This window comes from Bacillus cereus group sp. Bce041 (assembly GCF_052646455.1).
On sequence record NZ_JBQXON010000002.1, the window covers coordinates 114,649 to 138,109 of the forward strand.

Below are 23,461 nucleotides of genomic sequence, written 5' to 3' on the forward strand. Positions count from 1 at the left end.
TAAAACCAACTCCTCTATATGAAGTTGGTTACTTATTATCTATCGGTATTAAACGAGCATTACAATTTCTCTCGTAAAACTCAATGGGACCTGCTTGTCCAATAATCGCATATTCATATCCATCTTGCTTCATATTATATAAACAATGATGCAATAATTCTTTTCCTACACCTTTCACACGATTTTGTTTCGCTATGCCCATTGGACCAAACAAGCCTTTCTTTCCTCTCACTACATCGTAACAGGCGAAACCAACTATTACTTCCTCCTGCTGTGCAATATAGATAGGTAACTTTTCGTTATATGTCCGAAATCCATAATCAACCGACTGTAACCACCGTTCACCAAATTCATCCACTACAAATCGTGATAACTTATCAAAATCAGAAGGACTAACTCTTCTTACATGACAAAATAATGTATTATAAATAGATTTAAAACTATTTAAATCAACCGCTAAGTCTCTCGGTGCAGCTGTAATACGTAATATATCTTTTTGCATTTGTGTATGTATAAATCCACCAATATTTGTATCTACACGAAATAATGCATACATAACATGTCCTTCATTTACTACTACTTGCTGAAAGCGTTTCATACGTTTCTTCGCTATTTGTAAAATTTCTATCGCCTTATAAGATAGTTTATATTGCCCTATTTTTTTATATTCTTGATTATGTAAATCGAATTGTTTTCGTAACGAAAGTTTTTCTAAAAAATCTGGACCGACTTTGTGAAACAAATACATAAATAACTCAGCGCAAACTCCTGTACCTTCTTTACACATACCTATAAACAGATGGACTGGGTGAATTATGTTATACTCACTCTCTTTTGCTGCAATCTCCAATATTTTATGCACACGTTTTGTAAATTGAAATTCCTCCATATGTGTTTCCATCCTCTACTAATTTACTAACAAACCGTAACCATAAATAATTGAAACAATTACACCCACTACCAATATACCTGGAAGTAAATTTGCCACCTTGATTTTAATAATACTAAGCAAGTTCAATCCAATAGCAGATATCATAATGCCGCCCGTAGCCGTCATCTCCACTATAAATTGGTTCATTAATTCTTTCGGGACAAAACTATTAATTTGTGTTGCAAAAACTGCAATACCACCTTCATATAAAACAACTGGAATCGCCGAAAATACTACGCCAATTCCTAGAGTTGTCGTTAATATAATAGAAATAAATCCATCGATAATCGCCTTTGTAAATAAAATATCATGATTTCCGCGAATCCCACTGTCAAGTGCACCAAGTATCCCCATCGCGCCAATTGCAAAAATTAAAGTAGCTGTTACAAAACCTTCTGATATGCTACCTTTCCCTTTCGATCCAACTTTATTTTCTAGCCAATCCCCTAAATGTTTTAACTTTTCTTCTAATTGTAACCATTCTCCAATTACCGTACCAATCACTAAACTCAGTATGACAACAAGAAAGTTTTCACTTTTTAATGCCATTTGAAGCCCAAGCACAGTAACCGCTAAACCGATTGCGTGCATTATCGTCCCTTTCATACTTTCTGGAATCCTACTAAATAATTTACCAAGTAAAGTACCAAATATGATACAAATCCCATTTACAACTGCTCCTAATATAACCATTTCTCATTCTTCACCCTTCGAATTCTTTATTTCTATATTTTGGTTTATACATTGATTTACAGGTTATCTATATGTTAACTTAATATTGAGAATATTAACAAATATTTCCCGCTACATAACCCGCTATTTTTTGTAACTTTAATTACCTTTAATAGATTCAGTGTTAATTTAATTGCGGGATAATATTAAAAGGGAAGGTATATATGAAAACTTTACTAAAACGATTTTTGTTAATAGCTTTTTTCATTACACCGATTGTTTTATTAATCAATTACTCTTTTATTTCAAAAGCAAAAGACAAACCCGATTTGCAAAACAAATCTAGTAAAACCGCTTCAAAAAGCGAAAAGAAAATAGAAGACCAAGAAATCACACTCACCTTCTCTGGTGATACAATGTTTGATTGGCAATTACGTCCTATAATCAAAAAGAATGGGGCTGATTACCCATTCCAACATGTAAAAGAAGAAATAAAAAAAGCTGATATTTCTTTTGTGAATTTAGAGTCGGTATTTACAACGAAAGAAAAGAAAGCACCTGGGCAACTGTTTTGGATTAAAAGTGATCCATCTACACTACAAGCTATTAAAAACACTGGATATGACATCGTAAATATTGGGAATAACCACACACTTGATTATGGGCAAGATGGATTATTAGATACGATTTCTCACGTAGAAAAATTAAAGTTCCCTTACATTGGAGCCGGAAAAAATGCGAAAGATGCATATACAGCACGAGAAATGACCGTAAAAGGGAAAAAGTTTAAATTTCTTTCCTTCGTTCGATTTATGCCTGATTCTAATTGGGTAGCTGGTGAGAATAAACCTGGCGTTGCGAATGGCTATGATTTAAATCTTGTAACAAAAACAATTAAAGAACAAAAACAAGATGCAGACTATTTAATCGTCTATATGCATTGGGGCGTTGAAAAATCAAATCGTCCGGTAGAATACCAAAAGCAATATGTACCTAAAATGGTTGAAGCAGGAGCTAACGCAATTGTCGGAAGCCATCCACATTGGTTACAAGGGTTTGAGTATTATAATAAAGTTCCTATCGCTTACTCATTAGGTAACTTTTTATTCCCGAGTTATGTGAATGGGAAAAGCGCTGAAACTGGCGTATTAACTTTAACTTTTAAAGGAAAGGATGTCCAAATGTCATTCAATCCTTATACCATTCGCAACAACCAAGTTTCCCCTGTAAATGAGGGAGAAAAGAAAAAAGCTCTTCAATATTTACAAACAATTTCAACTGATGTAGAAATTGATGATACAGGGAAAATAAAAAACAAACGAAACTAGACAGCTCAAGATCTATTTCTCTGTAATATACTTTACAGAATAGGTGATAAACATGCTGAAAGACTTATTAGAAAATGTAAGTTTGTTAGAAAACGTTTATAAAATGTCTATAGCAGTTCTACTTTTATGTTCCTTTTATTCTGTGAGACTATTTAAAAAAATAAAGCGAGAGAGAAATCTTACTCCTTTTGAATTTACAATGTATGTAATCATTCGTATTGCGATACTCTTTTGGTTAGCTAGCTTTATTCTTCTTGAATTTAATGAGTACCTAGTTTAACTATAAAAAAGATAGAACAAGCACTATATTCAATCGCTTGTATCTATCTTTTTTATTTAGATGCTAACTCTTCCCTTCTATTAAATAAGCAAATCAAACAAAACAGGGTTTTTATTAAGCTCCATAAATTGAATATTATTTTCTTTAAAGCGAGTAATTAATTGCTCATAATCTCCTTTATGTTTTAATTCTACTCCGACTAATGCTGGACCATTTTCTTTATTATGTTTCTTAATATACTCAAAGCGCGTAATGTCATCTTCTGGTCCTAATCCTTTATCAAGAAATTCTCTTAGCGCACCTGAACGTTGCGGAAATTCAATGATAAAGTAATGTTTCAGTCCTTCATAAATGAGCGAACGCTCTTTCATTTCTTGCATTCTATCAATATCATTATTTCCACCACTTAGCGTACATACAACTGTTTTACCTTTTATTTCATCTCTATATAAATCAAGCGCTGCAATAGAGAGTGCACCAGCCGGTTCAGCTACAATCGCATTTTTCTTATACAGTTCTAAAATCGTCGTACAAACTTTCCCCTCTGGTACTAAAATAATATCGTCAATTACATCTTTACAAGTTTCAAATGTTAACTTTCCTACTTTTTTAACAGCTGCCCCATCAACAAAGCTATCTATTTTCTCCAATGCTACATTTTCATTTTGAAGAAAAGCCTCTTTCATAGATGCAGCTCCCATTGGCTCTACACCAATAACCTTTGTAGTAGGACTAACACCTTTTACATATGTACCAACTCCTGATGCTAATCCACCACCACCGATTGCTGTAAAGATATAATCAACCGGTTTCTCCATATCATGCATAATTTCAACTGCCACTGTCCCTTGACCAGCAACTACATACGGATCATCAAACGGATGAACAAATGTCATTCTATTTTCTTCACAATAACACTGTGCTTCTTGGAAAGAGCTATCGAATGTATCACCAACTAATACAATCTCTGCGAAATCACCACCGAAAAATTGTACTTGTGATACTTTTTGTTTCGGTGTTGTTGTGGGCATAAATATTTTTGACGGAATCTTCAATAAATTACACGTATAAGCAACTCCTTGCGCATGATTACCAGCACTTGCACAAACAACACCGTTTTGTAACTTTTCTTTCGGTAAACTTTGAATCAAATTGTATGCACCACGAATTTTGAAAGAGCGAATTAATTGTAAGTCTTCTCGTTTTACATAAACGTCACAATCATATTTCTCAGATAAAACTGTATCACGTTGTAACGGTGTTTTAATAACGATATCTTTCATGCAATTATGGGCCATTAAGATATCTTCAATTTTCACTCTCTCCTTTACCTTTTGCACCATTATATATCATCCTTATCTCTTTTAAATTGGCTCAATCAAAATGTGGGATTTTCAGAACAGCCCCTGTATTCGCCGATGTTACCATTTGTGCATAACGTCCAAGCCAGCCAGTTTTCACTTTTGGTTCTGGTCGTTTCCATTCTTTTTTACGCTTTTCTAATTCCTCATCACTCACCCTTACTTCTAGCAAGCGTTCTTCAACATCAATACATACAATATCCCCTTGTTCAAGAAGTGCAATCATCCCGCCCGCTGCTGCTTCTGGTGAAATATGTCCTACTGAAATTCCACGTGAAGCTCCAGAAAAACGTCCATCTGTTAATAATGCAACCTCAGCACCTAATCCCATTCCAGCAATTGCTGATGTTGGGGCTAACATTTCTGGCATACCAGGGCCACCTCTTGGTCCTTCATAACGAATGACAACTACATCTCCTTTTTTCACTTTCCCAAGCATAATGCCCGCAAGTGCCTCATCTTGTGAATTAAAAATAACGCAAGGCCCTTCAAAACGCTTTACCTCTGTTGCACCGCTTTTAATAACCGCTCCATCTTTAGCAAGATTTCCTTTTAATATACGTAAGCCCCCCTCTTCACTATGAGGGTTTTCGAGAGAGTGAATAACCTCCTTATCTTTAATCTCTGCCTCAGCGATATTTTCTCTTAATGTTTGCCCAGTAGCAGTTATTCGATCAAGATGAAGTACTCCTTCTTTCCGGCTCATCTCTTTCAAAATTGCACTAATCCCGCCCGCACGATCAATATCTTCCATATGCCAATTTGAGGCTGGACTTACTTTACATAAATGAGGTACACGTCTTGAAACTGCATCAATACGGTTCATATCATAATCTAGTCCTGCCTCTTGTGCGAGTGCTAGCGTATGTAATACTGTATTCGTTGATCCACCCATCGCCATATCAAGTGCAAAAGCATCGTCAATTGCTTCTTCTGTTACAATATCACGCGGCTTAATATCTCTTTCAATTAAAATTTTCAATTTCTCTGCTGCTTGTTTAATTAACTCTTCACGTCTTGGATCAATTGCTAAAATACTCCCGTTACCAGGAAGAGCTAAACCTAATACTTCACATAAACAATTCATAGAGTTCGCGGTAAACATACCCGAACAAGAGCCACAAGATGGACAGCCATGATCTTCAATATCTTTTAATTCTTCTTCTGAAATTTTCCCAGATTGATAAGCTCCTACCCCTTCAAAAACAGAGCTTAAATCAACAACTTCTCCTTTTGACGTTTTTCCAGCCGCCATCGGGCCGCCTGAAACAAACACAGTCGGAATATTAATACGTAGTGCAGCCATCATCATACCTGGTGTAATTTTGTCACAGTTTGGGATACAAATCATGCCGTCAAACCAGTGTGCATTTACAACCGTTTCTACTGAATCTGCAATAATTTCACGACTCGGAAGAGAATAACGCATACCGATATGTCCCATCGCAATACCATCGTCAACTCCAATTGTATTGAATTCGAATGGTACCATACCTGCCGCGCGAACTGCCTCTTTTACAAGTTTCCCAAACTCGTTCAAGTGTTTATGCCCTGGAATAATTTCAATAAAAGAATTACAAATCGCTATGAAAGGTTTATCAAAATCTTCATCTTTCAAACCAGTTGCTTTTAATAAACTACGGTGCGGTGCTTTATCAAAACCTTTTTTAATCATGTCACTTCTCATCTTGTCAAATCCCCTCTTACATATTTTTCATTTATACTCTCTTACTCTATTTCTTTACTAATTCTTTCGGTGCATGAATCCAGCTCATCATTTCACGAAGCTCTGCTCCCACTTTTTCTAATTGATGATTTTGTTCTGCTTTTTTCATTGCGTTATACGTCGGACGCCCTGCTTGATTTTCTAAAATCCATTTCTTCGCAAATTCACCTTGCTGAATTTCTGTCAGAACACGCTTCATTTCCTTCTTCGTTTCATCTGTAACAATTCTCGATCCTGTTACATAATCTCCAAACTCTGCCGTATCTGAAATAGAATGGCGCATAGTCGTCAATCCACCTTCGTACATTAAGTCAACAATTAGCTTTAATTCATGCAAACATTCAAAATATGCAATTTCAGGACGATATCCACCTTCCGTTAACGTTTCGAACCCGGCCTTCACAAGTGCAGTTACCCCGCCGCAAAGTACAGCTTGCTCACCGAATAAATCCGTTTCGGTTTCTTCTTGGAATGTCGTTTCAATTACCCCCGCACGTGTACACCCTACACCTTTTGCATACGCCAGTGCTACATGTAGCGCTGTTCCCGTCGCATCTTGATGCACTGCGACTAATGCTGGAACACCATTTCCTTCTTGAAATACACGGCGAACGAGATGACCTGGACTTTTTGGCGCGACCATCGCTACATCTACGTAACTTGGCGGATTAATTTGTCCGAAGTGAATGTTAAATCCATGTGAGAAAAGTAACATTTGTCCTTCACGAAGATTCTCTTCTACCTCTGCTTTATACACATGAGCTTGCTGTTCATCTGGCAATAACATTTGTACAACTTGTGCGGTTCGAACCGCTTCTGAAACAGACATTACTTCAAATCCATCCGCTTTCGCTACTTCATACGACTTACCAGGACGAACACCAACTACAACCTCTACACCAGAATCACGTAAATTTTGTGCTTGCGCATGACCTTGTGATCCATAACCAACTACTGCAACAGTTTTTCCTTGTAATAACTCTACATTTGCATCTTTTTCATAATATGTTTTCATATTCCATACACTCCTTATAATTTATTTACTTGCAGAACATCAATTAATTTTTTCAACTGACTAACAAGTAATGTCGCTTCATTTTCAGTACAAACTGCTGTGAGTTTCATTTCAGAAACACCACTAGTATCTCTTTCTTTTAAATGTAAAGAAGAAATATAATAACCACGCCGAGCAAAAATCCCACTTATACGTAATAAGACGCTTGGCTCGTTATGAATAACGAGTGAAAAAGTATGACTCATTCTTCCCACCTCTTCATAATCATTTCGTTATTCCCTTTGTTTGGCGGAACCATCGGAAATACGTTTTCACCTTCTTCTACACAAAAATCAACTACGACAGGACCTTCATAAGCAAATGCTTCTAACATCACTTGTTTTGCCTCGGTTGAATTTGTTGCTCTTAATCCCTTTACTCCATAAGCTTCTGCTACTTTCACAAAATCTGGTGATCCAATTTTTGATTCTGATAAACGATTTTCATAAAACATTTCTTGCCATTGCCTTACCATCCCTAAAAATTTGTTATTTATGATAAATACTTTTACAGGGATGTTATTTTCAGCAATTGTTTGTAGTTCTTGAATGTTCATTTGAAAAGAAGCGTCACCTGCAATACAAATGACAAGTTCTTCTTTTTTAGCTAGCTTAGCACCAATTGCTGCTGGAAAACCAAACCCCATCGTTCCTAATCCTCCAGAGGTAAGGAACGTCCGAGGTTTTCTTGCTTTATAGAAGTGAGCAGCCCACATTTGATGCTGACCTACTTCTGTTGTGACAATCGCTTCACCATTCGTTAATTCACTTACTAAGTTGATCACATGCTGTGGTTTTAACTCAGATTCTTTTTGCTTATAAGAAAGTGGATATTCTTCTTTCCATGTCTTTACTTTCTGAAGCCATTCGTCTGTTTGTGTATAAATAGACATATGTAACAGCATGTGTAACGCTTTTTTTACATCACCAACAATCGGATGTTCTACAGTTACATTTTTATGAAACTCAGAAGAATCAATATCAATATGTACTTTTTTCGAGTTTGGAGAAAAAAGTTCTAATTTTCCTGTTACACGATCATCGAAGCGAACACCTAATGCAAGTAGTAAATCACATTCTGTTACCGCCATATTAGCAGCGTATGTCCCATGCATACCAAGCATCCCTAGAAACAATGAATCATCCGGTGGATATGCACCAAGTCCCATTAAAGTTGAAACGACTGGAATACGGTTCTCCCTTGCGAATTCGAAGAGTTCATCGGATCCACCTGAATGAATGACACCTCCTCCAATATAAAGAAGTGGACGCTTAGATTTTGAAATTGCTTTAGCCACCTCTCTAAGTTTCATGCTGTCTGGTACAAATTCTGGTTTGTACCCCGGAATATCAACTTCTTCATTAAAGAAACTGGTGACTTTTGCATTTTGAACATCTTTTGGAATATCAATTAATACTGGTCCCGGGCGCCCGCTTTTGGCGATATAAAAAGCTTCTTGCACAATTCGTGATACATGATTCACATCACGAACCTGGTAATTATGCTTCGTAACAGGTACTGTAATTCCGACAACATCCGCTTCTTGAAATCCATCTTTACCAATTAAAGGCGTTGCAACTTGCCCGGTAATGACAACTAAAGGAATCGAATCCATATAAGCGTCTGCTAAGCCCGTAACTAAATTTGTCGCCCCTGGGCCAGAGGTAGCAAAGACTACCCCGACCTTTCCAGAAGCTCTCGCATATCCTTCAGCCGCATGAATGGCAGCTTGCTCATGACGAGTTAAAACATGTTTCAAACCACTTTCGTATAACGCATCGTATACTGGTAAAATCGCTCCGCCTGGATAGCCGAAAACGGTCGTTACACCCAATTTCTTCAAACATTGAATCACGTGCCCAGCGCCTGTCATTTCTTCATACTGTAACTTCTCATACGCTGTATACTGCTGCTTCATTTCCATTAACTCCTCTCCTTATTTATGCTAAGCTTTCCGTCAGCCCGGGAACACGTACTCCTCTTTCTCTCGTTAATTTTTTAAATTCTTCGGTCAATTGTTTCGTTACACTTCCTGGTTTCCCATCTCCAATTTCTCTGGAATCAACTTTTACAACTGGAATTAACTCCGCTGCTGTTCCTGTTAAAAATACTTCATCCGCTACATATACATCATGGCGAGTGAACGGTCTTTCCTCACACGGAATACTCAGTCGCTCACATAGCTCGATAACACTATTTCTCGTAATACCTTCTAATGCTCCTAAATAGGATGGCGGGGTTAATACTTTTCCATCTTTCACAACGAAAACATTATCACCAGAACCTTCACAAACATATCCTTGTTGATTTAACATAAGAGCCTCTAACACTCCTGCTTGTGCTGCTTCAATTTTTACAAGTACGTTATTTAAATAATTCATTGACTTAATACGTGGATCTAACGCATCTGGCGTATTACGTCTTGATGCAACAGATACAACGCTTAGCCCATTATCATAAAATTCTTGTGGGAATAACTTTAATTGTTCTGCAATGATAATTACGCTCGGCTTCACACAACTTCTCGGATCGAGCCCTAAGTCACCTTTTCCTCTTGAGACAATTAAGCGAATGTAAGCATCAGTATATTCGTTTTTTTGGAGTGTATGTAAAACTGCTTCTTCCATTTCTTCTACCGTCATTGGAATTGTTAGTAAAATAGATTTCGCTGATTCATACAATCGTTTCACATGTTCTTTTAAACAAAATACATTTCCTCCGTAACTACGAATCCCTTCAAATACACCGTCTCCGTATAAAAAACCGTGATCATATACTGAAACAACTGCCTTTTCTTTTTCTACAAATTCCCCATTCATGTAAATGTACTGGTTTCCCATCTCACATCGCTCCTCTTTTTTTCTCTATTTTTTGCAATCTATTTCTACATCGATTGCTGAGATGAGTATTTTTAACAGAATATTCAGTATATAAACCTTAAAAATATACTCGTCTCAACAATCGATTACTTACATACTTGTAGCAATCCATTGCTGAGACGAGGGAATCGTGGTACCACTCAGCTTCCTTATACTTCTCACGAAATATAAGCTCTGCAAGTCCAATTAGACTTTTGTTTTTCTATCGGGAACAACCCCGCTACTTTTTACTAGTTTTCAAAAGTAGTGCTCCAAGGTGATTTTCAATGAGTGAATTGTTACCACCCTCACAGCCTCGGGGCAGCTCTCTGAAACAATCTTTATCATTTACTCTCCTCTTCTACGCATTCTCTTCTTCTATTTTTAAAAATAAAAACTCTCGCCTCAGCAATCAACTACTACAATTTAGTAGCTTTGATTGCTGAGGCGAGAGTTTCGCGTTACCACTCAGCTTCCTTATACTTCTCACGAAATATAAGCTTTGTAGGTCCAATCAGACCTCCGTCCTTTTACCGGAGACGATGCCGCCGCCCTCTACTCAGTTTCCCTTTCGCAAGCGATGCTCCGAGGTGATCTTCAATGATTCGATTGTTACTACCCTCACAGCCTTGGAGTAGCTCTCTGAAACGATCATAATCATCTACTTTCCTCTTCTTTGCATATACAACATATAAAGTTAGAAAATTCTTAATTAACTTTTATTTGTTACACGTATTATAGGACGTTGTTCTTTTCGTTGTCAATATGTTTTTTTCAAAAAAATCAAAATTCATTCTATTTATTTTTTCTCAAATCAAAATTGGAATGCATTACTTACATACACTCATATATTACTTAAGTATGTTTGCATTACTACATAAAGAAAAACTTATAAAGTTTATGAGGAGATGAGGAAACTATGTTAAAAGGGAAAGTAGCGTTAGTTACAGGAGCAAGCCGAGGAATTGGACGAGCGATCGCTAAACGTTTAGCAAATGACGGTGCATTGGTTGCTGTTCATTACGGTAGTCGAAAAGATGACGCTGAAGAAACTGTTCATGAAATTCGATCAGATGGTGGCCAAGCTTTTTCTATCGGCGCAAATCTAGAATCCTTACACGGTGTAGAAAACCTTTATAACGCTTTAGATACTGAATTACAAAAGCGCACTGGTGAAACACAATTTGATATTTTAATAAACAATGCTGGCATTGGTCCTGGTGCTTTTATTGAAGAAACGACTGAACAGTTTTTTGATAGAATGGTTTCAGTAAATGCAAAAGCTCCATTCTTTATCATTCAACTAGCACTACCACGTTTACGTGACAATAGCCGAATTATTAATATTTCATCCGCTGCCACCCGCATTTCTTTACCTGATTTTGTTGCATATAGTATGACTAAAGGCGCTATTAATACAATGACTTTTACGCTAGCAAAACAGCTTGGAGCACGAGGAATAACGGTGAATGCAATACTTCCAGGATTTATTAAAACAGATATGAATGCAGAACTCTTGAGCGACCCGATGATGAAGCAGTACGCTACTACTATTTCCGCTTTCAATCGCTTAGGTGAAGTAGAAGACATTGCCGATACTGCTGCATTCCTTGCTTCTCCAGACAGCCGCTGGGTTACTGGACAATTAATTGATGTGAGCGGAGGATCTTGTTTGTAAAAAACATATATTTTCAAATCTTTTTTATTGCGCAATAAAACAATTTATATAATACTATATAAAACATATACATTTAGGAGGATTACAGCAATGTCCGAAAAAACATACGAACTCGCAACCTTCGCAGGCGGTTGCTTTTGGTGCATGGTAAAACCATTTGATGAACTTCCTGGTATTCATAAAGTACTTTCTGGCTATGCAGGAGGTCATGTAGAAAACCCAACATATGAACAAGTAAAAGCTGGAACATCTGGACATTTAGAAGTTGTTCAAATTACATTCGATCCTTCTATTTTTCCTTATCAGAAATTACTAGACTTATATTGGCCACAAATCGATCCAACTGATGATGGCGGACAATTTTTTGACCGTGGTCCATCTTATCGTACCGCTATTTTTTATCATAACGAAACACAAAAAGGGCTTGCTGAAAAATCAAAACAAGCTCTTGCAGAAAGCGGTATGTTTAAAGATCCAATCGTGACTGAAATTCGTCCTGCTGCACCTTTTTACGAAGCAGAGGAATACCACCAACATTTCTATAAAAAGAATCCAGAGAAATATGCTACTGAGCAAAAAGAATCTGGGCGTGAAGACTTTATAAAAGAAAATTGGCAAAAAAAATAATAAAAACGCATCGTGCTTTTTTAGTACGTTGCGTTTTTATTTTTGATAAAAGTACCATACAATTAACAGAACAATTGCTGTTAGTAACCAAAGTACTATCTCGTTTTTCACTCTATTCTTTTTCTTAGTCATTTCATTCCCTCCTAATAACTATTAAACATATTCAATTTTTTCTTTGTTTAATTGTCCATCTTATATACGTGAATACATCCTTACAAATTCTAATAGCAAGACCACCAATAATTCCGATTGCAATGGAAATTACTAGCATCTGTCCAAAACTAAAAGAATTTGTGTACATTATGTAGAGAACGATACATATAAGTAAAACATCCGGTAAAGAAAGTAAAAACCTTTTAAGCATTCCTTTATCTCCTCTATACTTTTTAATTTATATCTTCTACTGTAATTTTGAAATAAAATTTGTTCAAAAATTCCATTTACACCCTCATTTTATGAAAAATAATAAGAATCCCTTTTCAAAAGAGATTCTTATTCAGCAGATTTAAGTTTAATTATTTTCTACATATCCTATTCCATAATTACTCCTAAAATAGAATAATATTACTAATGATTTATTGTAAATTGACTATTTGCCAGGTAACCGAATGTCGCGCCAGCTAACTACATCGCATTGGCCAAATTCATTATTACCTACCGCGATCACCGTGCCGTCTGATTTTAGTCCGACTGTATGTGCACAACCAGCCGCTATCGCTACAATATCTCTCCAATCACTTACGTTACATTGACCATACTCATTCCAACCCACTGCCACCACGGTACCGTTTGATTTAAGTCCGATTGTATGATTCGTACCAGCCGCTATTGCTACAATATCTCGCCAGCCACTTACATCACACTGGTTATGTTTATCATTCCCCACTGCTGTCACCGTACCGTCTCGTTTAAGACCAACAGTATGAAGATACCCAGCCTTGACCGCTACAATACCTCGCCAGCTACTTACATTGCATTGACCATATCGATTATTCCCCACAGTCGTCAATGTGCCGTCCAATTTAAGACCGACTGTATGCCAGTCACCCGCTGTGACTGCCACAATACCTTGCCAACTGCTTACATTGCATTCTCCTTCTTTATTTCGGCCCACCGCTACTACCGTGCCATCCGATTTCAGGCCAATAGTACGACGCCACCCTGCCGCAACCGCTACAATATTATGCCAATCGTTTACATCACATTGTTCATGCTTATTCCAACCCAGTGCTACCGCAGTACTGTCACATGTAAGACCGATTGTATGAGCATTACCCGTGTTCGTTGCCATATGAACATTGCCCACTGCGACTGCTTCAATATCTCGCCAGCCACTTACATTACATTCCCCTTCTTTATTCCGGCCCACCGCTACGCTACTACCGTGCCATCCGATTTCAGGCCAACTGTATGACAACGCCCCGCCGCTATCATATCTTTGGGCCATCGCTTCACTTTTTCTTTCGATAAAAGGTAATCCATGTTTTACCTCCTTGCATATAAGCAACTGTATCATAATAGATATTTTTATCAAATTTCATTATAAATCTACATTTACAAAGAAAGCTTATTTTACTTCTTCAAAAAATAAAAACCTCCAGTTTAAATACTAGAGGTTTTCTCGTTATTTCTTCAATCGCTCAATAAAATCATGTAATTTATCAAGTGACTTCATATTCTGATTGCAAGCTACACTATCTTTGCAAATGTAGTTTCCCTTTTTAACGAAAGTTCCTGGTACATCGCCTTTAATTTCAACTAAAAACATTCCTACTTCTTCATGTCCATGACATAACGAACAAATGCTTTTTTTATTTAAACTTTGGAACGTTCCTTGCAGACCAACAAATTTATTTTTATCATTTTTCGCTATAATAAATTTCCTGCTTGACCCCTTATCAATCCAGCTTAAATAAGATATTTCTTTCATATCCATTTCTTCCATATCAGGAAGTTTTAACTTTTTCGCTTTAGGAAATAATTTTTTTAATGTTTGTGCTGTAACTTCTTGAAACGGAATTACATACGGATTTATTTTCATTAAAAATGATTCTGCATCTTCTCTATTTTGAACTGTTAATACCGTATCAATTAACTCTTTCTGTTCATCCGTTAAATTCTCAAATACATGTATTATCTTTTCAATCGCAAGCGATTTTAACGCTTGAATTACACCTCTATCATTTGCCGTTGCATGCCCGTTTGCTAAAATATAAGCTTGTGATTTTATAAAATTATATTGATCACTTCTAATAAACGCTTCCATCTTTATCACTCCATACAAATTGTTGATCTAGTTTTATTGTATACAATGATTACGTTTTTTGATATGTAAAAGATAACTTAGAAACAAACATTACATATATCACTTATTCTCTACCGCTGCATTTCCTGACAAAAGAAGCCATCATCTGTTTTCCATTCCGCATATAATACGTCTTCAAATTTAGTAATTCCTTTTTGCTTTATTTGTTTATAAAGCCATCCTTCATCAAATCCCGCTTCCCTCAAATTATCCTTAACTACTTTTCCATCACTAATTAATGAAATTGGTAAGTATACAGGCTTATGTTTTAAACTTAAATCATTTATAGTAGGAGATTCGTATTTACTTTTTTTCAGAACGCTTATGTTTCCGTTCGGTTCCAATATCATATATTCAACTTCTCGGATTGAAAATATATCTTTTTGTTGCCTAAGCATTTGTTGTAATTGGTTTATATCCAAATGATTTACGCTTAATTGTTCACGATCAATCTTTCCGTTACGAATAATAATTGAAGGATACCCTTCAAAAAACCTTCTTGTTCCTCTTACTTTTTGTGTTATCACTTCTATAGTATAAATTAAAATTACCCAAACAAATACTGAATATAAAATAGACCATACTTTAATTTTAGGATCATATATTGAATTTCCAACGAGCTCACCTAGGACGATTGCAGAAATAAAATCAAATGGCGTTAGCTGAGATATTTGTGTTTTCCCTAATATTTTTGTAGCAATTAATAGAACAAAAAAACCAACTAAAAGCTCTATCGTTATTTGTCCAATATGATTCATATATGTTCACCTTTCTACTTTTCAAGTGCTCTGTATACCATTTAATAAAAAAACGGCACATTTTTTCTATTATCATGCCCGTTCACGCCTCATATATCCAATACACATAAAACAAAAAGAGTCTGATTCAAAGTAATATATGAATCAGACTCTTTTCCTCTTATTTAGAATACACAATCTTTTTAATCGTTTCCCCAGAAAGAAAATATTCTTCTGCAAGTTGATGAATAGCAATCCCACTTTTAAACGCTTCTTTAATTGCTTTATTTCTTTCATCTAGTTGTTTTCTTCCGCCAGATCGTGTACCCCATTTATAATGTTTCGTTTCTTGTTTCGGAATGTAAATTGTTTCACCTTGTATATACTTTTGAATTTCAGTAATTAAACTCTCTGGTAAAACAGCATTAGCTTTTACGTATTTCATTTCTGCTCGCCCCTTATTTTTTATGGTTCATTTCAATAAGGTGCAAAGCCAAATATAAAAAATGATACGAGCTCATATAGGCGATTGTATATTACTTGTCTACCTCACGCAAAGTATCGCCATTTCCATACTTGGCTTTGCATGAGACGTTGCAGTGTCTGGCAATTGAATTATAATCGCCATATAAACACCTCCTAATATACCTTTTGCATTTTATTATATGATAAATTCCTTCTCCTTGCATCCACACCCTTCTTAAAGCACGAAATTACTTAGTTTGATATAATACTTTTTAACTGAATTAAAAATCATTGTGAGGTTACATTATGAAGAAAAAAATTATCATTACAATCGTTACACTATTCTTTATTATCACGGCATTATTCGGAACATACAAATTGATGAACGCAAGAAGCTTTCAATTATTTGGAGATTTAACACAACGCGTAGAAACAAATGAAAAAGTGATTGCTTTAACTTTTGATGATGGCCCTACTAACAATGTAAAACAAATATTACCGCTACTAGATAAATACAACGCTAAAGCTACTTTCTTTTTAATTGGAAATGAATTAGAGCAAAATTTATCGTTAGGAGAAGCTATCACGCAATCTGGGCACCAACTTGGAAACCATACATATTCTCATAATAGAATGGTTTTCAAAACACCTTCTTTTATTAAAGATGAAATAGAAAAAACGAATTCATTAATCCGCCAAACAGGATTTACAGACGAAATTGATTTTAGGCCCCCTAACGGTAAGAAGTTAATAGGGCTGCCATATTATTTAAATAAAAACAATATCGAAACAATCACATGGGATCTTGAGCCCGATACTTTTTATAAATCTGCGGCTGATAAAATTAAATACGTTAATAAAAATGTAAAACCAGGTTCTATCATTTTACTGCACTCTATGTATGATGAGTCTAATGAAAATTTACAAACGATTGAAGGTATTTTAGATTCTTTATCTAAGAAGGGCTATCAGTTCGTAACAGTAAATGAATTGCAAAAAAGAGCAAAATAAAAAGGTAGCGTATCTTTGTATGATACGCTACCTTTCTTTTTATATAATGCCAAGTACATTTAAGAATACGATAATAATCGCAATTGGTGCGATATAACGAAGTAAGAATACCCATAATACGAATAGTTTATAACCTTTATTTTTACTTACACCTAGCTCTTTCATTAATACATCTTTCTTCATTTTTAAAGGAACAAAGATAGAAACTAATAATACACCAAGTGGCATTAATACGTTACTTACTGCATAGTCCGCTAAATCAAAGACTGTCTTCCCGAAAATCTTCAGATCACTTAATATACCGAATGATAATGCTGATGGTACCCCAACAACGAAGATTAATAACCCTACGATTAAGGCCATTTTTTCACGTTTCCCTTTACCTTTTGATGTTAACGATGCAACACTAATTTCTAACATCGAAATTGCTGATGTAATCGTAGCGAAGAAGAATAGTAATAAGAAAACGATGAAGAATAATTTTCCGAATGCCATTTTACTGAAAATAGCTGGCAATACGATAAATAATAGTCCTGGTCCTTGAGATGGTTCCATCCCAAATGCGAACACAACTGGGAAAATTGCAAGTCCTGCAAGTAATGTAATAACAAGAGTTAAGGCTACGATAGAAAATGCTGAACGTGGTAAGCTTTCTTCTTTCGGTAAGTATGAGCTATACGTTACCATAACGGCTACCCCAACAGATAATGAGAAGAACGATTGCCCCATTGCGTATAAAATAACTTCTGATGTTACATGTGAGAAATCAGGTTGTAAGAAGAAACGAACGCCTTCTCCAGCACCATCTAACGTAAGTGCACGAACGATTAATACAAAGAATAAAACGAATAGTGCTGGCATGAAATATTTATTTACTTTTTCAACACCATTTTGTACACCTTTACTTACGATGAAAATAGTAATAAGGATGAATAATAGCTGTGATCCAACTGCTAAATATGGATTGGAAATGATTTCACCAAACGTAGCTTCGTATGCTCCATTTCCTTCCCATAGTCTACCTGTAATTGCATTCCATAAATATAATAAAATCCAGCCTCCTACAACACTGTAGAAAGAAAGTAATATGAAACATGTTACAATTCCTAATTTACCTAACCAAGGCCATAACGTTTTAGGAGCAATCTCTCTATATGCATCGACAGCCTCTTTTTGTGTACTTCTTCCAATAACAAATTCAGCTAATAATAGCGGTAAACCAATTAATAATGTGAAACCGATGAAAATTAGGAAGAACGCTCCGCCTCCTCCAATGCCGGCCATATATGGGAATTTCCAAATCGCCCCAAGACCAATTGCCGAACCTGCTGCAGCTAATACGAAACCTAATTTCGATGTCCATTGCTGTGAATTCATTTGTTAATCTCCTCTCTATCTCTTTTTCTTTGTTACAATTCGGTATTTATATTGTTCTATCAATACTCTTTTCTAATACGTTCACTTCCTCCCTAATAATAAAAAAACGCCCCTACGTAAATACGTAGGGACGACAAAATTATCGCGGTACCACCCTAGTTGTGAAGAACACTAAGAAACCACCTAAATAAAAACGCCCCTACGCAAAAACGTAGGGACGATAAAATATCGCGGTACCACCCTAGTTATGAAGCCACACCAAAGTTAGGACCTAAATAAAAAACGTCCCTACGTAAATACGTAGGGACGATAAATATCGCGGTACCACCCTAGTTGTGAAAAAATCTTCACCACTTTATTTGATAACGGTATAAACTACCGTCTTTCATTTCCTCAAAATATGAGATTTATGAAAGATGCTCCAGGACGAACTTCACGAATAATCTATATACTGATTCACACCAACCATCAGCTCTCTGAAATAGGGAGATATTCACTACTATACCCTTTCATTGCCCAAATATTATTTTCCGAATTGATTACTATCATTTTTATCACACATTAAAAATAGTGTCAACTTATATTTCGAATTTTTATGTATTACAATCTATTTAAAAATTCGAAATATAAGTTTTAGTTTAGAAAACAAGTAGCTTAGTACATAACGAATTCTAACAGGCAATAGAAAAAGAATTACGTATTATTGATACTTATTCAATAATACAAATCATCTAGAAACATAACCTGTCTCTCTGTATTCATTTTTTAAGAGTTTGATGGATACCAAGAAAATTTCGCATCACTATCCAGTGGTCTATTTTTCGTTTCTTCTTTAATTACACGAAACCATTCATTTAGAATTTGAGTTTTGGGCAATTGAGCAGCAAGGCTATCTTCCCAAATTACATGTGAGAACCAGGCTTTCGTTTCCCATTCAAACTGCAATTGTGCGAACGAAATTATAGGGTGATCAGCTCCACGAAATTGCTCATTTACTGCATTTGAAACTTCTGGAGCTTGCGGTAACAACTCGTTCTGAATTCTATTTCTTATCGTCTCATTTTCTAGCTGATCCCAGAAATACAATTGCCCATTTATTTGATAAAAAATATCAAATGAAGCCTCACCTTTCTTCAAATTCAATAACACGAAGGCACGTTCCACATCATTGTCAGCCGCTTTTACAGCATTAACAATTATATTTTGTGCCATTGATACCCAGTAACTAGTCGCTTCCTCTACCGGTGATTCAACATACAATTCTTCACTTAATTCATGAAGAGTAGCTTCTTGCTCATTTACTTTTTCAACTTTTTTAAAAAACCTATTAAAAAACCCCATAACTTCCCCCTTATTACTATTTTCTATTTCACAAAATAAAAAATAGATTTTTCTTGCTCATCCACATTTACTCCTGGCGCGTATGTATGAACTTGTTGCAACACTTCTTCTATTAGCAACTCTAACTCCTGCACACTTTTTTCTGGATTCCCTATTAATGTGTCCGCCATACGTTCATATAATTTTTCAGGTTTAATAGTCATTCGTTCCACATTATTAGGCATCCATTTAAACGCTGGATGATGTACGTACATTTTATTCAAACCAAATAAAACACCGAATATGTTCCTTTGTACTTCGCAAATAACGTCATAAAGCATAAGCCAATCTTTCCGTTTTAAAAGCGCCTTTCGATTGTGCCAACGATTACTTAACCATAGATTTTCTGAAATCATCCGTTTTGCTAGTTCATCTGGATATGCCGCTACTTTTTCTTTTAATTCATTCACTTTCCCTTCTCCATACAAACTAACACCATCATGAATGGATGATACAATACATTGTTTTTCATAACTTATATCATATTGATCCACCACATCCGAAATCACTTTCTCTACTGTCTCTGTTAAAAAGTTACTAATCTCTAATTTAATTCCCTCTTTCGTTAAATACGTTTCCGACCATTCTTCTTCCTCATACGGATGATACGATAATATTGTCCCATCAATATGATGAATAGGGGCCCTACGCTCCTCATCTTCTGGCGGTGTTGACCATAAAATATGTAATTCTATATCTGAATGTTCATCTTCAAGCTTTCTAGCTACTGAACCCGCTAAAATAATAGCTTCTACTTTCGGATTTTTCCTATAAATCTCTGAAATCTCTATCGCTTTCTCTTTTAATCCCATTTCATTTCCCCCTAAAATTGCAGTAATCCCCTATATTTCATTTATCTATTTCGATATTACAGCTTGCATTACCTTTTCAAATTCCTACTTAATCATATTTCTATCCAATAGCGCTGAATAACTTCACCAGTACGAGAAGAAACTACTTCATTTTCTAACACACCTCCAACCTTTTGAATCGTTTTAGCAGAACCGATATTGGATTTATCGCAAGTTATTAATACTTTCTGCAATCCTAATTTTTGCGCTTCAGCTAATGCAAGTTGTAGTTGTTTCGTAGCGTAACCGTGGCGACGTTTATTCGGATGGACACTATATCCAATATGACCGCTTTCCCGTAATAATTCTGGATTTAATCTATGTCTAATATTCACAAAACCTATAAGTTCCCCTTTTTCAAAACTTAAAAACTGACTAGATGGCACTCGATTAGCTAGTAAATTTTCTCCTAGTTCTTGTTTACTCACTTTTTCAAACCATTCATCAAGAGAATCAAAGTTTTGTAAAGAACTACTTCCATGTGGTTGTTCCCCTGAGTGTAAAAACGCTTGTCTATACGCCGTAATATGCTCACTATATTCATGGATTGGTTTTAATAGTTTCATTGTTCTTCTCCCCCTCTTCATTCCATAAAACAAACACCTTAATAGCAGCTATTCACTATTAAGGTGTTTCTATCCTTTTTATTCAAATAACCCCATGCTTAAATAACGTTCACCTGTATCAGGCGCAATACATAAAACTTTTTTACCAACGCCTAGGCGTTTCGCTATCATGATTGCAGCGTAAACAGATGCTCCAGAAGATGGCCCAACTAATAATCCTTCTTGTCTAGCTAAGTTTCTCATTGTCGTTAAAGCCTCTTCATCTGCAATTTGAATAATTTCGTTATACACTTCTGTATTTAAGTTTTTCGGAATAAATCCTGGGCTTGTTCCTACTAGTTTATGAGGACCTGGTACACCACCGGATAAAACGGGAGATCCTTTCGGTTCCACTACTGCAATATATAAGTTTGGCAATTTCTCTTTTAACGTTTCACCAGTCCCTGTAATCGTTCCGCCTGTTCCTGCCGTTGCAACAAAAGCATCAAGCTCTCCATCCATTTGTTCGTAAATTTCAAGTGCAGTCGTATAACGGTGAATATTCGGATTAGCTGGATTTTCAAATTGTTGCGGGATAAAACTATTCGGTATTTGTTTTTGCAGTTCTAACGCCTTCGCAATTGCTCCTGGCATTCTTTGTTCTGCTGGTGTTAAAACTACTTCTGCTCCGTATGCTTTCAATAAATTAATACGCTCTTTTGACATATTATCTGGCATAATTAAAATCGCTTTATACCCTTTAGCTGCTGCATTCATCGCTAAACCAATCCCTGTATTCCCGCTTGTCGGTTCAATAATTGTATCTCCTGGTTTGATGAGACCATTTTCTTCTGCAACGTGAAGTAAATTATAAGCAGCACGGTCTTTCACACTGCGCGATGGATTAAACATTTCTAGTTTCACATACACATCTGCTGCGTCTTCCGGAATAAATTTAGATAATCGGACGACAGGTGTATCTCCTATTAATTCCGTAACGTTTTCACACAATTTCATAGCGCATCCCCTATTCTATCGTTTTCTTATCACTTGGCAGTAACCATGAAGTGAGTCCAATTAATGGTAGACAACTACATAATAGCATAATAAATTGCAGGCTATATATATCTGCTAATTTCCCAAGAACTACAGCACCTAATGCTCCAAGTCCAAATGCAAGACCTACGATTAATCCTGACACCATTCCCACTTTTCCAGGCACAAGCTCTTGTGCATATACAACAATTACACTAAAACTACTTGAACTAATAAAACCGATACATAAAAATAACGGTACGACCCACACAAGTGAGACATGTGGTAATAACAGTGCAAGTGGCGCTGAACCTAACATTGAAAATACGATGATATTTTTCTTACCAAATCGATCTGCTAACGGTCCTCCGAAGAAAGTGCCTAACACACCAGCAATCATAAATGCGAATACGAAATACTGGGCATTTTTTATAGATAAACCGTAATGCTCTATTAAGTAAAATTGATAGAAATTCCCGATACCAGCACCGTACCAAGAGCGTACAAAAGTAAGAAAAACAAGAAGTATAATAACGAATTTAATGTGTGTACTTACAATTGCATTCTCCGCCTCAAGTGCAGCCCTCTTCTTCCTTCTTACAGCACCGGTTGCTAATTCATTTTTGTACCAATTCGATACGAAAATTAATAATGCAATTCCTACTGCTGCAAATGCTGTAAAACCTAATGAACCAATTTGACCGAGTGGAACGAAAATTAGCGCTGTAAAAATAGGAGCTAGAGAATTCCCCGTGTTTCCCCCAACTTGATAAATCGCTTGCGCTAACCCTCGTTTTGCACCTGCCGCCATATACGCAACACGAGCGCCTTCTGGATGAAAGACTGCGGAACCTAAACCAATAAATAAAACAGAAATAATAACAATAATAAAGTTTGGTGCAAACGCGAGTCCAATCATTCCAAGCATACTTGAAAACATGCCGAGTGGTAATAAAAATGGTGACGGCTTCTTATCTGAATACATACCAAACACCGGTTGCATAATCGATGACGTCATATTTAATGCAAACGCAATCCACCCTACTTGCATATAGGATAAATTCATCGTTTTTTCCAAAATAGGAAACAACGCCGGCACAACTGCTTGCATCGAATCATTTAAAAAATGCCCAAAGCTAATCGCAAATAAAATTCGATATATTGTCGGTGTTTCTACAGTTTTTTTGTGTGAAACTGCCTGCATATGTGAATCTCCCCTTTCTGTACAAAATATATATTT

Annotated in this window: 23 protein-coding genes, 1 pseudogene and 2 other annotated features; of the genes and pseudogenes, 5 read left to right on the top strand and 19 right to left on the bottom strand. The window is 36.0% G+C overall.

Going from position 1 to position 23,461, the window contains the following annotated elements; genetic code table 11:
* Positions 1–28: 28 nt before the first annotated feature.
* Together ACUN13_RS06510 and ACUN13_RS06515 are read right to left on the bottom strand one after the other, a co-directional pair.
* A complete protein-coding gene (locus tag ACUN13_RS06510) occupies positions 29–889 on the bottom strand; it encodes a GNAT family N-acetyltransferase (RefSeq protein ID WP_088346090.1) in 861 nt (286 codons plus the stop codon).
* Between the two features lie 18 nt (positions 890–907).
* Positions 908–1,624 carry a DUF554 domain-containing protein gene (locus tag ACUN13_RS06515; RefSeq protein WP_000236030.1) on the bottom strand — a complete coding sequence of 239 codons (717 nt, stop codon included), beginning with the start codon at positions 1,622–1,624 and terminating at the stop codon, positions 908–910.
* A 203-nt stretch (positions 1,625–1,827) separates the two neighbouring features.
* Between ACUN13_RS06515 and ACUN13_RS06520 the strand changes: the two genes are divergently transcribed.
* Together ACUN13_RS06520 and ACUN13_RS06525 are read left to right on the top strand one after the other, a co-directional pair.
* Positions 1,828–2,931 carry a CapA family protein gene (locus ACUN13_RS06520; RefSeq protein WP_074555504.1) on the top strand — a complete coding sequence of 368 codons (1,104 nt, stop codon included), beginning with the start codon at positions 1,828–1,830 and terminating at the stop codon, positions 2,929–2,931.
* Between the two features lie 52 nt (positions 2,932–2,983).
* Complete coding sequence (locus tag ACUN13_RS06525) at positions 2,984–3,211, top strand: hypothetical protein (RefSeq protein ID WP_000910233.1); 228 nt, start codon at positions 2,984–2,986, stop codon at positions 3,209–3,211.
* Between the two features lie 80 nt (positions 3,212–3,291).
* Here ACUN13_RS06525 and ilvA read toward each other — a convergent pair whose 3' ends face one another.
* Genes ilvA through ilvE form a run of 6 tightly spaced genes read right to left on the bottom strand, consistent with a single transcriptional unit; the run spans position 3,292 to position 10,192 of the window.
* Positions 3,292–4,554, bottom strand: a complete 1,263-nt coding sequence (gene ilvA / locus ACUN13_RS06530) for a threonine ammonia-lyase IlvA (protein WP_000250328.1) — start codon at positions 4,552–4,554, stop codon at positions 3,292–3,294.
* Between the two features lie 31 nt (positions 4,555–4,585).
* On the bottom strand, positions 4,586–6,259 hold the full coding sequence (gene ilvD / locus ACUN13_RS06535) for a dihydroxy-acid dehydratase (protein WP_001255814.1): 1,674 nt from the start codon (positions 6,257–6,259) through the stop codon (positions 4,586–4,588).
* A 46-nt stretch (positions 6,260–6,305) separates the two neighbouring features.
* On the bottom strand, positions 6,306–7,313 hold the full coding sequence (gene ilvC / locus ACUN13_RS06540) for a ketol-acid reductoisomerase (RefSeq protein WP_000861143.1): 1,008 nt from the start codon (positions 7,311–7,313) through the stop codon (positions 6,306–6,308).
* 14 nt (positions 7,314–7,327) lie between these two features.
* A complete protein-coding gene (locus ACUN13_RS06545; protein WP_000019909.1) occupies positions 7,328–7,558 on the bottom strand; it encodes an ACT domain-containing protein in 231 nt (76 codons plus the stop codon).
* Entirely contained in the window at positions 7,555–9,270 is a 1,716-nt protein-coding gene (gene ilvB, locus ACUN13_RS06550) for an acetolactate synthase large subunit (protein ID WP_048538220.1), read from the bottom strand. The genes ACUN13_RS06545 and ilvB overlap by 4 nt, the downstream gene beginning before the upstream one ends.
* A gap of 22 nt (positions 9,271–9,292) precedes the next feature.
* Entirely contained in the window at positions 9,293–10,192 is a 900-nt protein-coding gene (gene ilvE, locus ACUN13_RS06555) for a branched-chain-amino-acid transaminase (protein ID WP_000528161.1), read from the bottom strand.
* Between the two features lie 151 nt (positions 10,193–10,343).
* Positions 10,344–10,583, bottom strand: a binding site (T-box leader).
* A gap of 546 nt (positions 10,584–11,129) precedes the next feature.
* On the opposite strand from ilvE, the gene ACUN13_RS06560 reads away from it, so the two are divergent.
* Positions 11,130–11,888: an SDR family oxidoreductase gene (locus ACUN13_RS06560; protein ID WP_000911822.1), complete on the top strand. Its 759-nt coding sequence runs from the start codon at positions 11,130–11,132 to the stop codon at positions 11,886–11,888.
* A gap of 90 nt (positions 11,889–11,978) precedes the next feature.
* The gene (msrA, locus tag ACUN13_RS06565) at positions 11,979–12,515 is read left to right on the top strand and encodes a peptide-methionine (S)-S-oxide reductase MsrA (protein ID WP_001291883.1); all 537 of its coding nucleotides are present in this window, start codon (positions 11,979–11,981) and stop codon (positions 12,513–12,515) included.
* Between the two features lie 163 nt (positions 12,516–12,678).
* On the opposite strand, the gene ACUN13_RS06570 is transcribed toward msrA, so the two are convergent.
* From ACUN13_RS06570 to ACUN13_RS06590, 5 genes and pseudogenes are all read right to left on the bottom strand, one after another.
* Entirely contained in the window at positions 12,679–12,879 is a 201-nt protein-coding gene (locus tag ACUN13_RS06570; RefSeq protein ID WP_000919314.1) for a hypothetical protein, read from the bottom strand.
* 225 nt (positions 12,880–13,104) lie between these two features.
* A pseudogene (locus ACUN13_RS06575) lies at positions 13,105–13,997 on the bottom strand (RCC1 domain-containing protein).
* Positions 13,998–14,139: 142 nt separating this feature from the next.
* Positions 14,140–14,781: a FusB/FusC family EF-G-binding protein gene (locus tag ACUN13_RS06580; RefSeq protein ID WP_000387075.1), complete on the bottom strand. Its 642-nt coding sequence runs from the start codon at positions 14,779–14,781 to the stop codon at positions 14,140–14,142.
* A 110-nt stretch (positions 14,782–14,891) separates the two neighbouring features.
* The gene (locus tag ACUN13_RS06585; protein WP_001015543.1) at positions 14,892–15,578 is read right to left on the bottom strand and encodes a DUF421 domain-containing protein; all 687 of its coding nucleotides are present in this window, start codon (positions 15,576–15,578) and stop codon (positions 14,892–14,894) included.
* Positions 15,579–15,738: 160 nt separating this feature from the next.
* Positions 15,739–16,002, bottom strand: coding sequence for a CD3324 family protein (locus ACUN13_RS06590; protein ID WP_000878325.1), 264 nt, complete (start codon positions 16,000–16,002; stop codon positions 15,739–15,741).
* Positions 16,003–16,328: 326 nt separating this feature from the next.
* On the opposite strand from ACUN13_RS06590, the gene ACUN13_RS06595 reads away from it, so the two are divergent.
* Complete coding sequence (locus ACUN13_RS06595; protein ID WP_000726860.1) at positions 16,329–17,033, top strand: polysaccharide deacetylase family protein; 705 nt, start codon at positions 16,329–16,331, stop codon at positions 17,031–17,033.
* 39 nt (positions 17,034–17,072) lie between these two features.
* On the opposite strand, the gene ACUN13_RS06600 is transcribed toward ACUN13_RS06595, so the two are convergent.
* The 6 genes from ACUN13_RS06600 to ACUN13_RS06625 all read right to left on the bottom strand — a co-directional run bounded on the left by ACUN13_RS06600 (position 17,073) and on the right by ACUN13_RS06625 (position 23,425).
* Entirely contained in the window at positions 17,073–18,410 is a 1,338-nt protein-coding gene (locus tag ACUN13_RS06600) for a sodium-dependent transporter (protein ID WP_445423732.1), read from the bottom strand.
* A gap of 299 nt (positions 18,411–18,709) precedes the next feature.
* Positions 18,710–18,932: a binding site (T-box leader), on the bottom strand.
* 243 nt (positions 18,933–19,175) lie between these two features.
* Positions 19,176–19,751, bottom strand: a complete 576-nt coding sequence (locus ACUN13_RS06605; RefSeq protein ID WP_000505546.1) for a hypothetical protein — start codon at positions 19,749–19,751, stop codon at positions 19,176–19,178.
* Positions 19,752–19,774: 23 nt separating this feature from the next.
* The gene (locus ACUN13_RS06610) at positions 19,775–20,602 is read right to left on the bottom strand and encodes a DUF4037 domain-containing protein (RefSeq protein ID WP_088346761.1); all 828 of its coding nucleotides are present in this window, start codon (positions 20,600–20,602) and stop codon (positions 19,775–19,777) included.
* Positions 20,603–20,694: 92 nt separating this feature from the next.
* Positions 20,695–21,207, bottom strand: a complete 513-nt coding sequence (locus ACUN13_RS06615) for a GNAT family N-acetyltransferase (protein WP_000771270.1) — start codon at positions 21,205–21,207, stop codon at positions 20,695–20,697.
* Between the two features lie 78 nt (positions 21,208–21,285).
* Entirely contained in the window at positions 21,286–22,203 is a 918-nt protein-coding gene (gene cysK / locus ACUN13_RS06620) for a cysteine synthase A (RefSeq protein ID WP_000762273.1), read from the bottom strand.
* Positions 22,204–22,213: 10 nt separating this feature from the next.
* Positions 22,214–23,425 carry an MFS transporter gene (locus tag ACUN13_RS06625; RefSeq protein ID WP_001149398.1) on the bottom strand — a complete coding sequence of 404 codons (1,212 nt, stop codon included), beginning with the start codon at positions 23,423–23,425 and terminating at the stop codon, positions 22,214–22,216.
* Positions 23,426–23,461: the final 36 nt, after the last annotated feature.

What these genes read in the sequence shown, in the direction of transcription:
- ACUN13_RS06510 (WP_088346090.1), bottom strand. Translation starts at nt 889, where the DNA reads ATGGAGGAATTTCAATTTACAAAACGTGTGCATAAAATATTGGAGATT.
- ACUN13_RS06515 (WP_000236030.1), bottom strand. Translation starts at nt 1,624, where the DNA reads ATGGTTATATTAGGAGCAGTTGTAAATGGGATTTGTATCATATTTGGT.
- ACUN13_RS06520 (WP_074555504.1), top strand. Translation starts at nt 1,828, where the DNA reads ATGAAAACTTTACTAAAACGATTTTTGTTAATAGCTTTTTTCATTACA.
- ACUN13_RS06525 (WP_000910233.1), top strand. Translation starts at nt 2,984, where the DNA reads ATGCTGAAAGACTTATTAGAAAATGTAAGTTTGTTAGAAAACGTTTAT.
- ilvA (WP_000250328.1), bottom strand. Translation starts at nt 4,554, where the DNA reads ATGGTGCAAAAGGTAAAGGAGAGAGTGAAAATTGAAGATATCTTAATG.
- ilvD (WP_001255814.1), bottom strand. Translation starts at nt 6,259, where the DNA reads ATGAGAAGTGACATGATTAAAAAAGGTTTTGATAAAGCACCGCACCGT.
- ilvC (WP_000861143.1), bottom strand. Translation starts at nt 7,313, where the DNA reads ATGAAAACATATTATGAAAAAGATGCAAATGTAGAGTTATTACAAGGA.
- ACUN13_RS06545 (WP_000019909.1), bottom strand. Translation starts at nt 7,558, where the DNA reads ATGAGTCATACTTTTTCACTCGTTATTCATAACGAGCCAAGCGTCTTA.
- ilvB (WP_048538220.1), bottom strand. Translation starts at nt 9,270, where the DNA reads ATGAAGCAGCAGTATACAGCGTATGAGAAGTTACAGTATGAAGAAATG.
- ilvE (WP_000528161.1), bottom strand. Translation starts at nt 10,192, where the DNA reads ATGGGAAACCAGTACATTTACATGAATGGGGAATTTGTAGAAAAAGAA.
- ACUN13_RS06560 (WP_000911822.1), top strand. Translation starts at nt 11,130, where the DNA reads ATGTTAAAAGGGAAAGTAGCGTTAGTTACAGGAGCAAGCCGAGGAATT.
- msrA (WP_001291883.1), top strand. Translation starts at nt 11,979, where the DNA reads ATGTCCGAAAAAACATACGAACTCGCAACCTTCGCAGGCGGTTGCTTT.
- ACUN13_RS06570 (WP_000919314.1), bottom strand. Translation starts at nt 12,879, where the DNA reads ATGCTTAAAAGGTTTTTACTTTCTTTACCGGATGTTTTACTTATATGT.
- ACUN13_RS06580 (WP_000387075.1), bottom strand. Translation starts at nt 14,781, where the DNA reads ATGGAAGCGTTTATTAGAAGTGATCAATATAATTTTATAAAATCACAA.
- ACUN13_RS06585 (WP_001015543.1), bottom strand. Translation starts at nt 15,578, where the DNA reads ATGAATCATATTGGACAAATAACGATAGAGCTTTTAGTTGGTTTTTTT.
- ACUN13_RS06590 (WP_000878325.1), bottom strand. Translation starts at nt 16,002, where the DNA reads ATGAAATACGTAAAAGCTAATGCTGTTTTACCAGAGAGTTTAATTACT.
- ACUN13_RS06595 (WP_000726860.1), top strand. Translation starts at nt 16,329, where the DNA reads ATGAAGAAAAAAATTATCATTACAATCGTTACACTATTCTTTATTATC.
- ACUN13_RS06600 (WP_445423732.1), bottom strand. Translation starts at nt 18,410, where the DNA reads ATGAATTCACAGCAATGGACATCGAAATTAGGTTTCGTATTAGCTGCA.
- ACUN13_RS06605 (WP_000505546.1), bottom strand. Translation starts at nt 19,751, where the DNA reads ATGGGGTTTTTTAATAGGTTTTTTAAAAAAGTTGAAAAAGTAAATGAG.
- ACUN13_RS06610 (WP_088346761.1), bottom strand. Translation starts at nt 20,602, where the DNA reads ATGGGATTAAAAGAGAAAGCGATAGAGATTTCAGAGATTTATAGGAAA.
- ACUN13_RS06615 (WP_000771270.1), bottom strand. Translation starts at nt 21,207, where the DNA reads ATGAAACTATTAAAACCAATCCATGAATATAGTGAGCATATTACGGCG.
- cysK (WP_000762273.1), bottom strand. Translation starts at nt 22,203, where the DNA reads ATGAAATTGTGTGAAAACGTTACGGAATTAATAGGAGATACACCTGTC.
- ACUN13_RS06625 (WP_001149398.1), bottom strand. Translation starts at nt 23,425, where the DNA reads ATGCAGGCAGTTTCACACAAAAAAACTGTAGAAACACCGACAATATAT.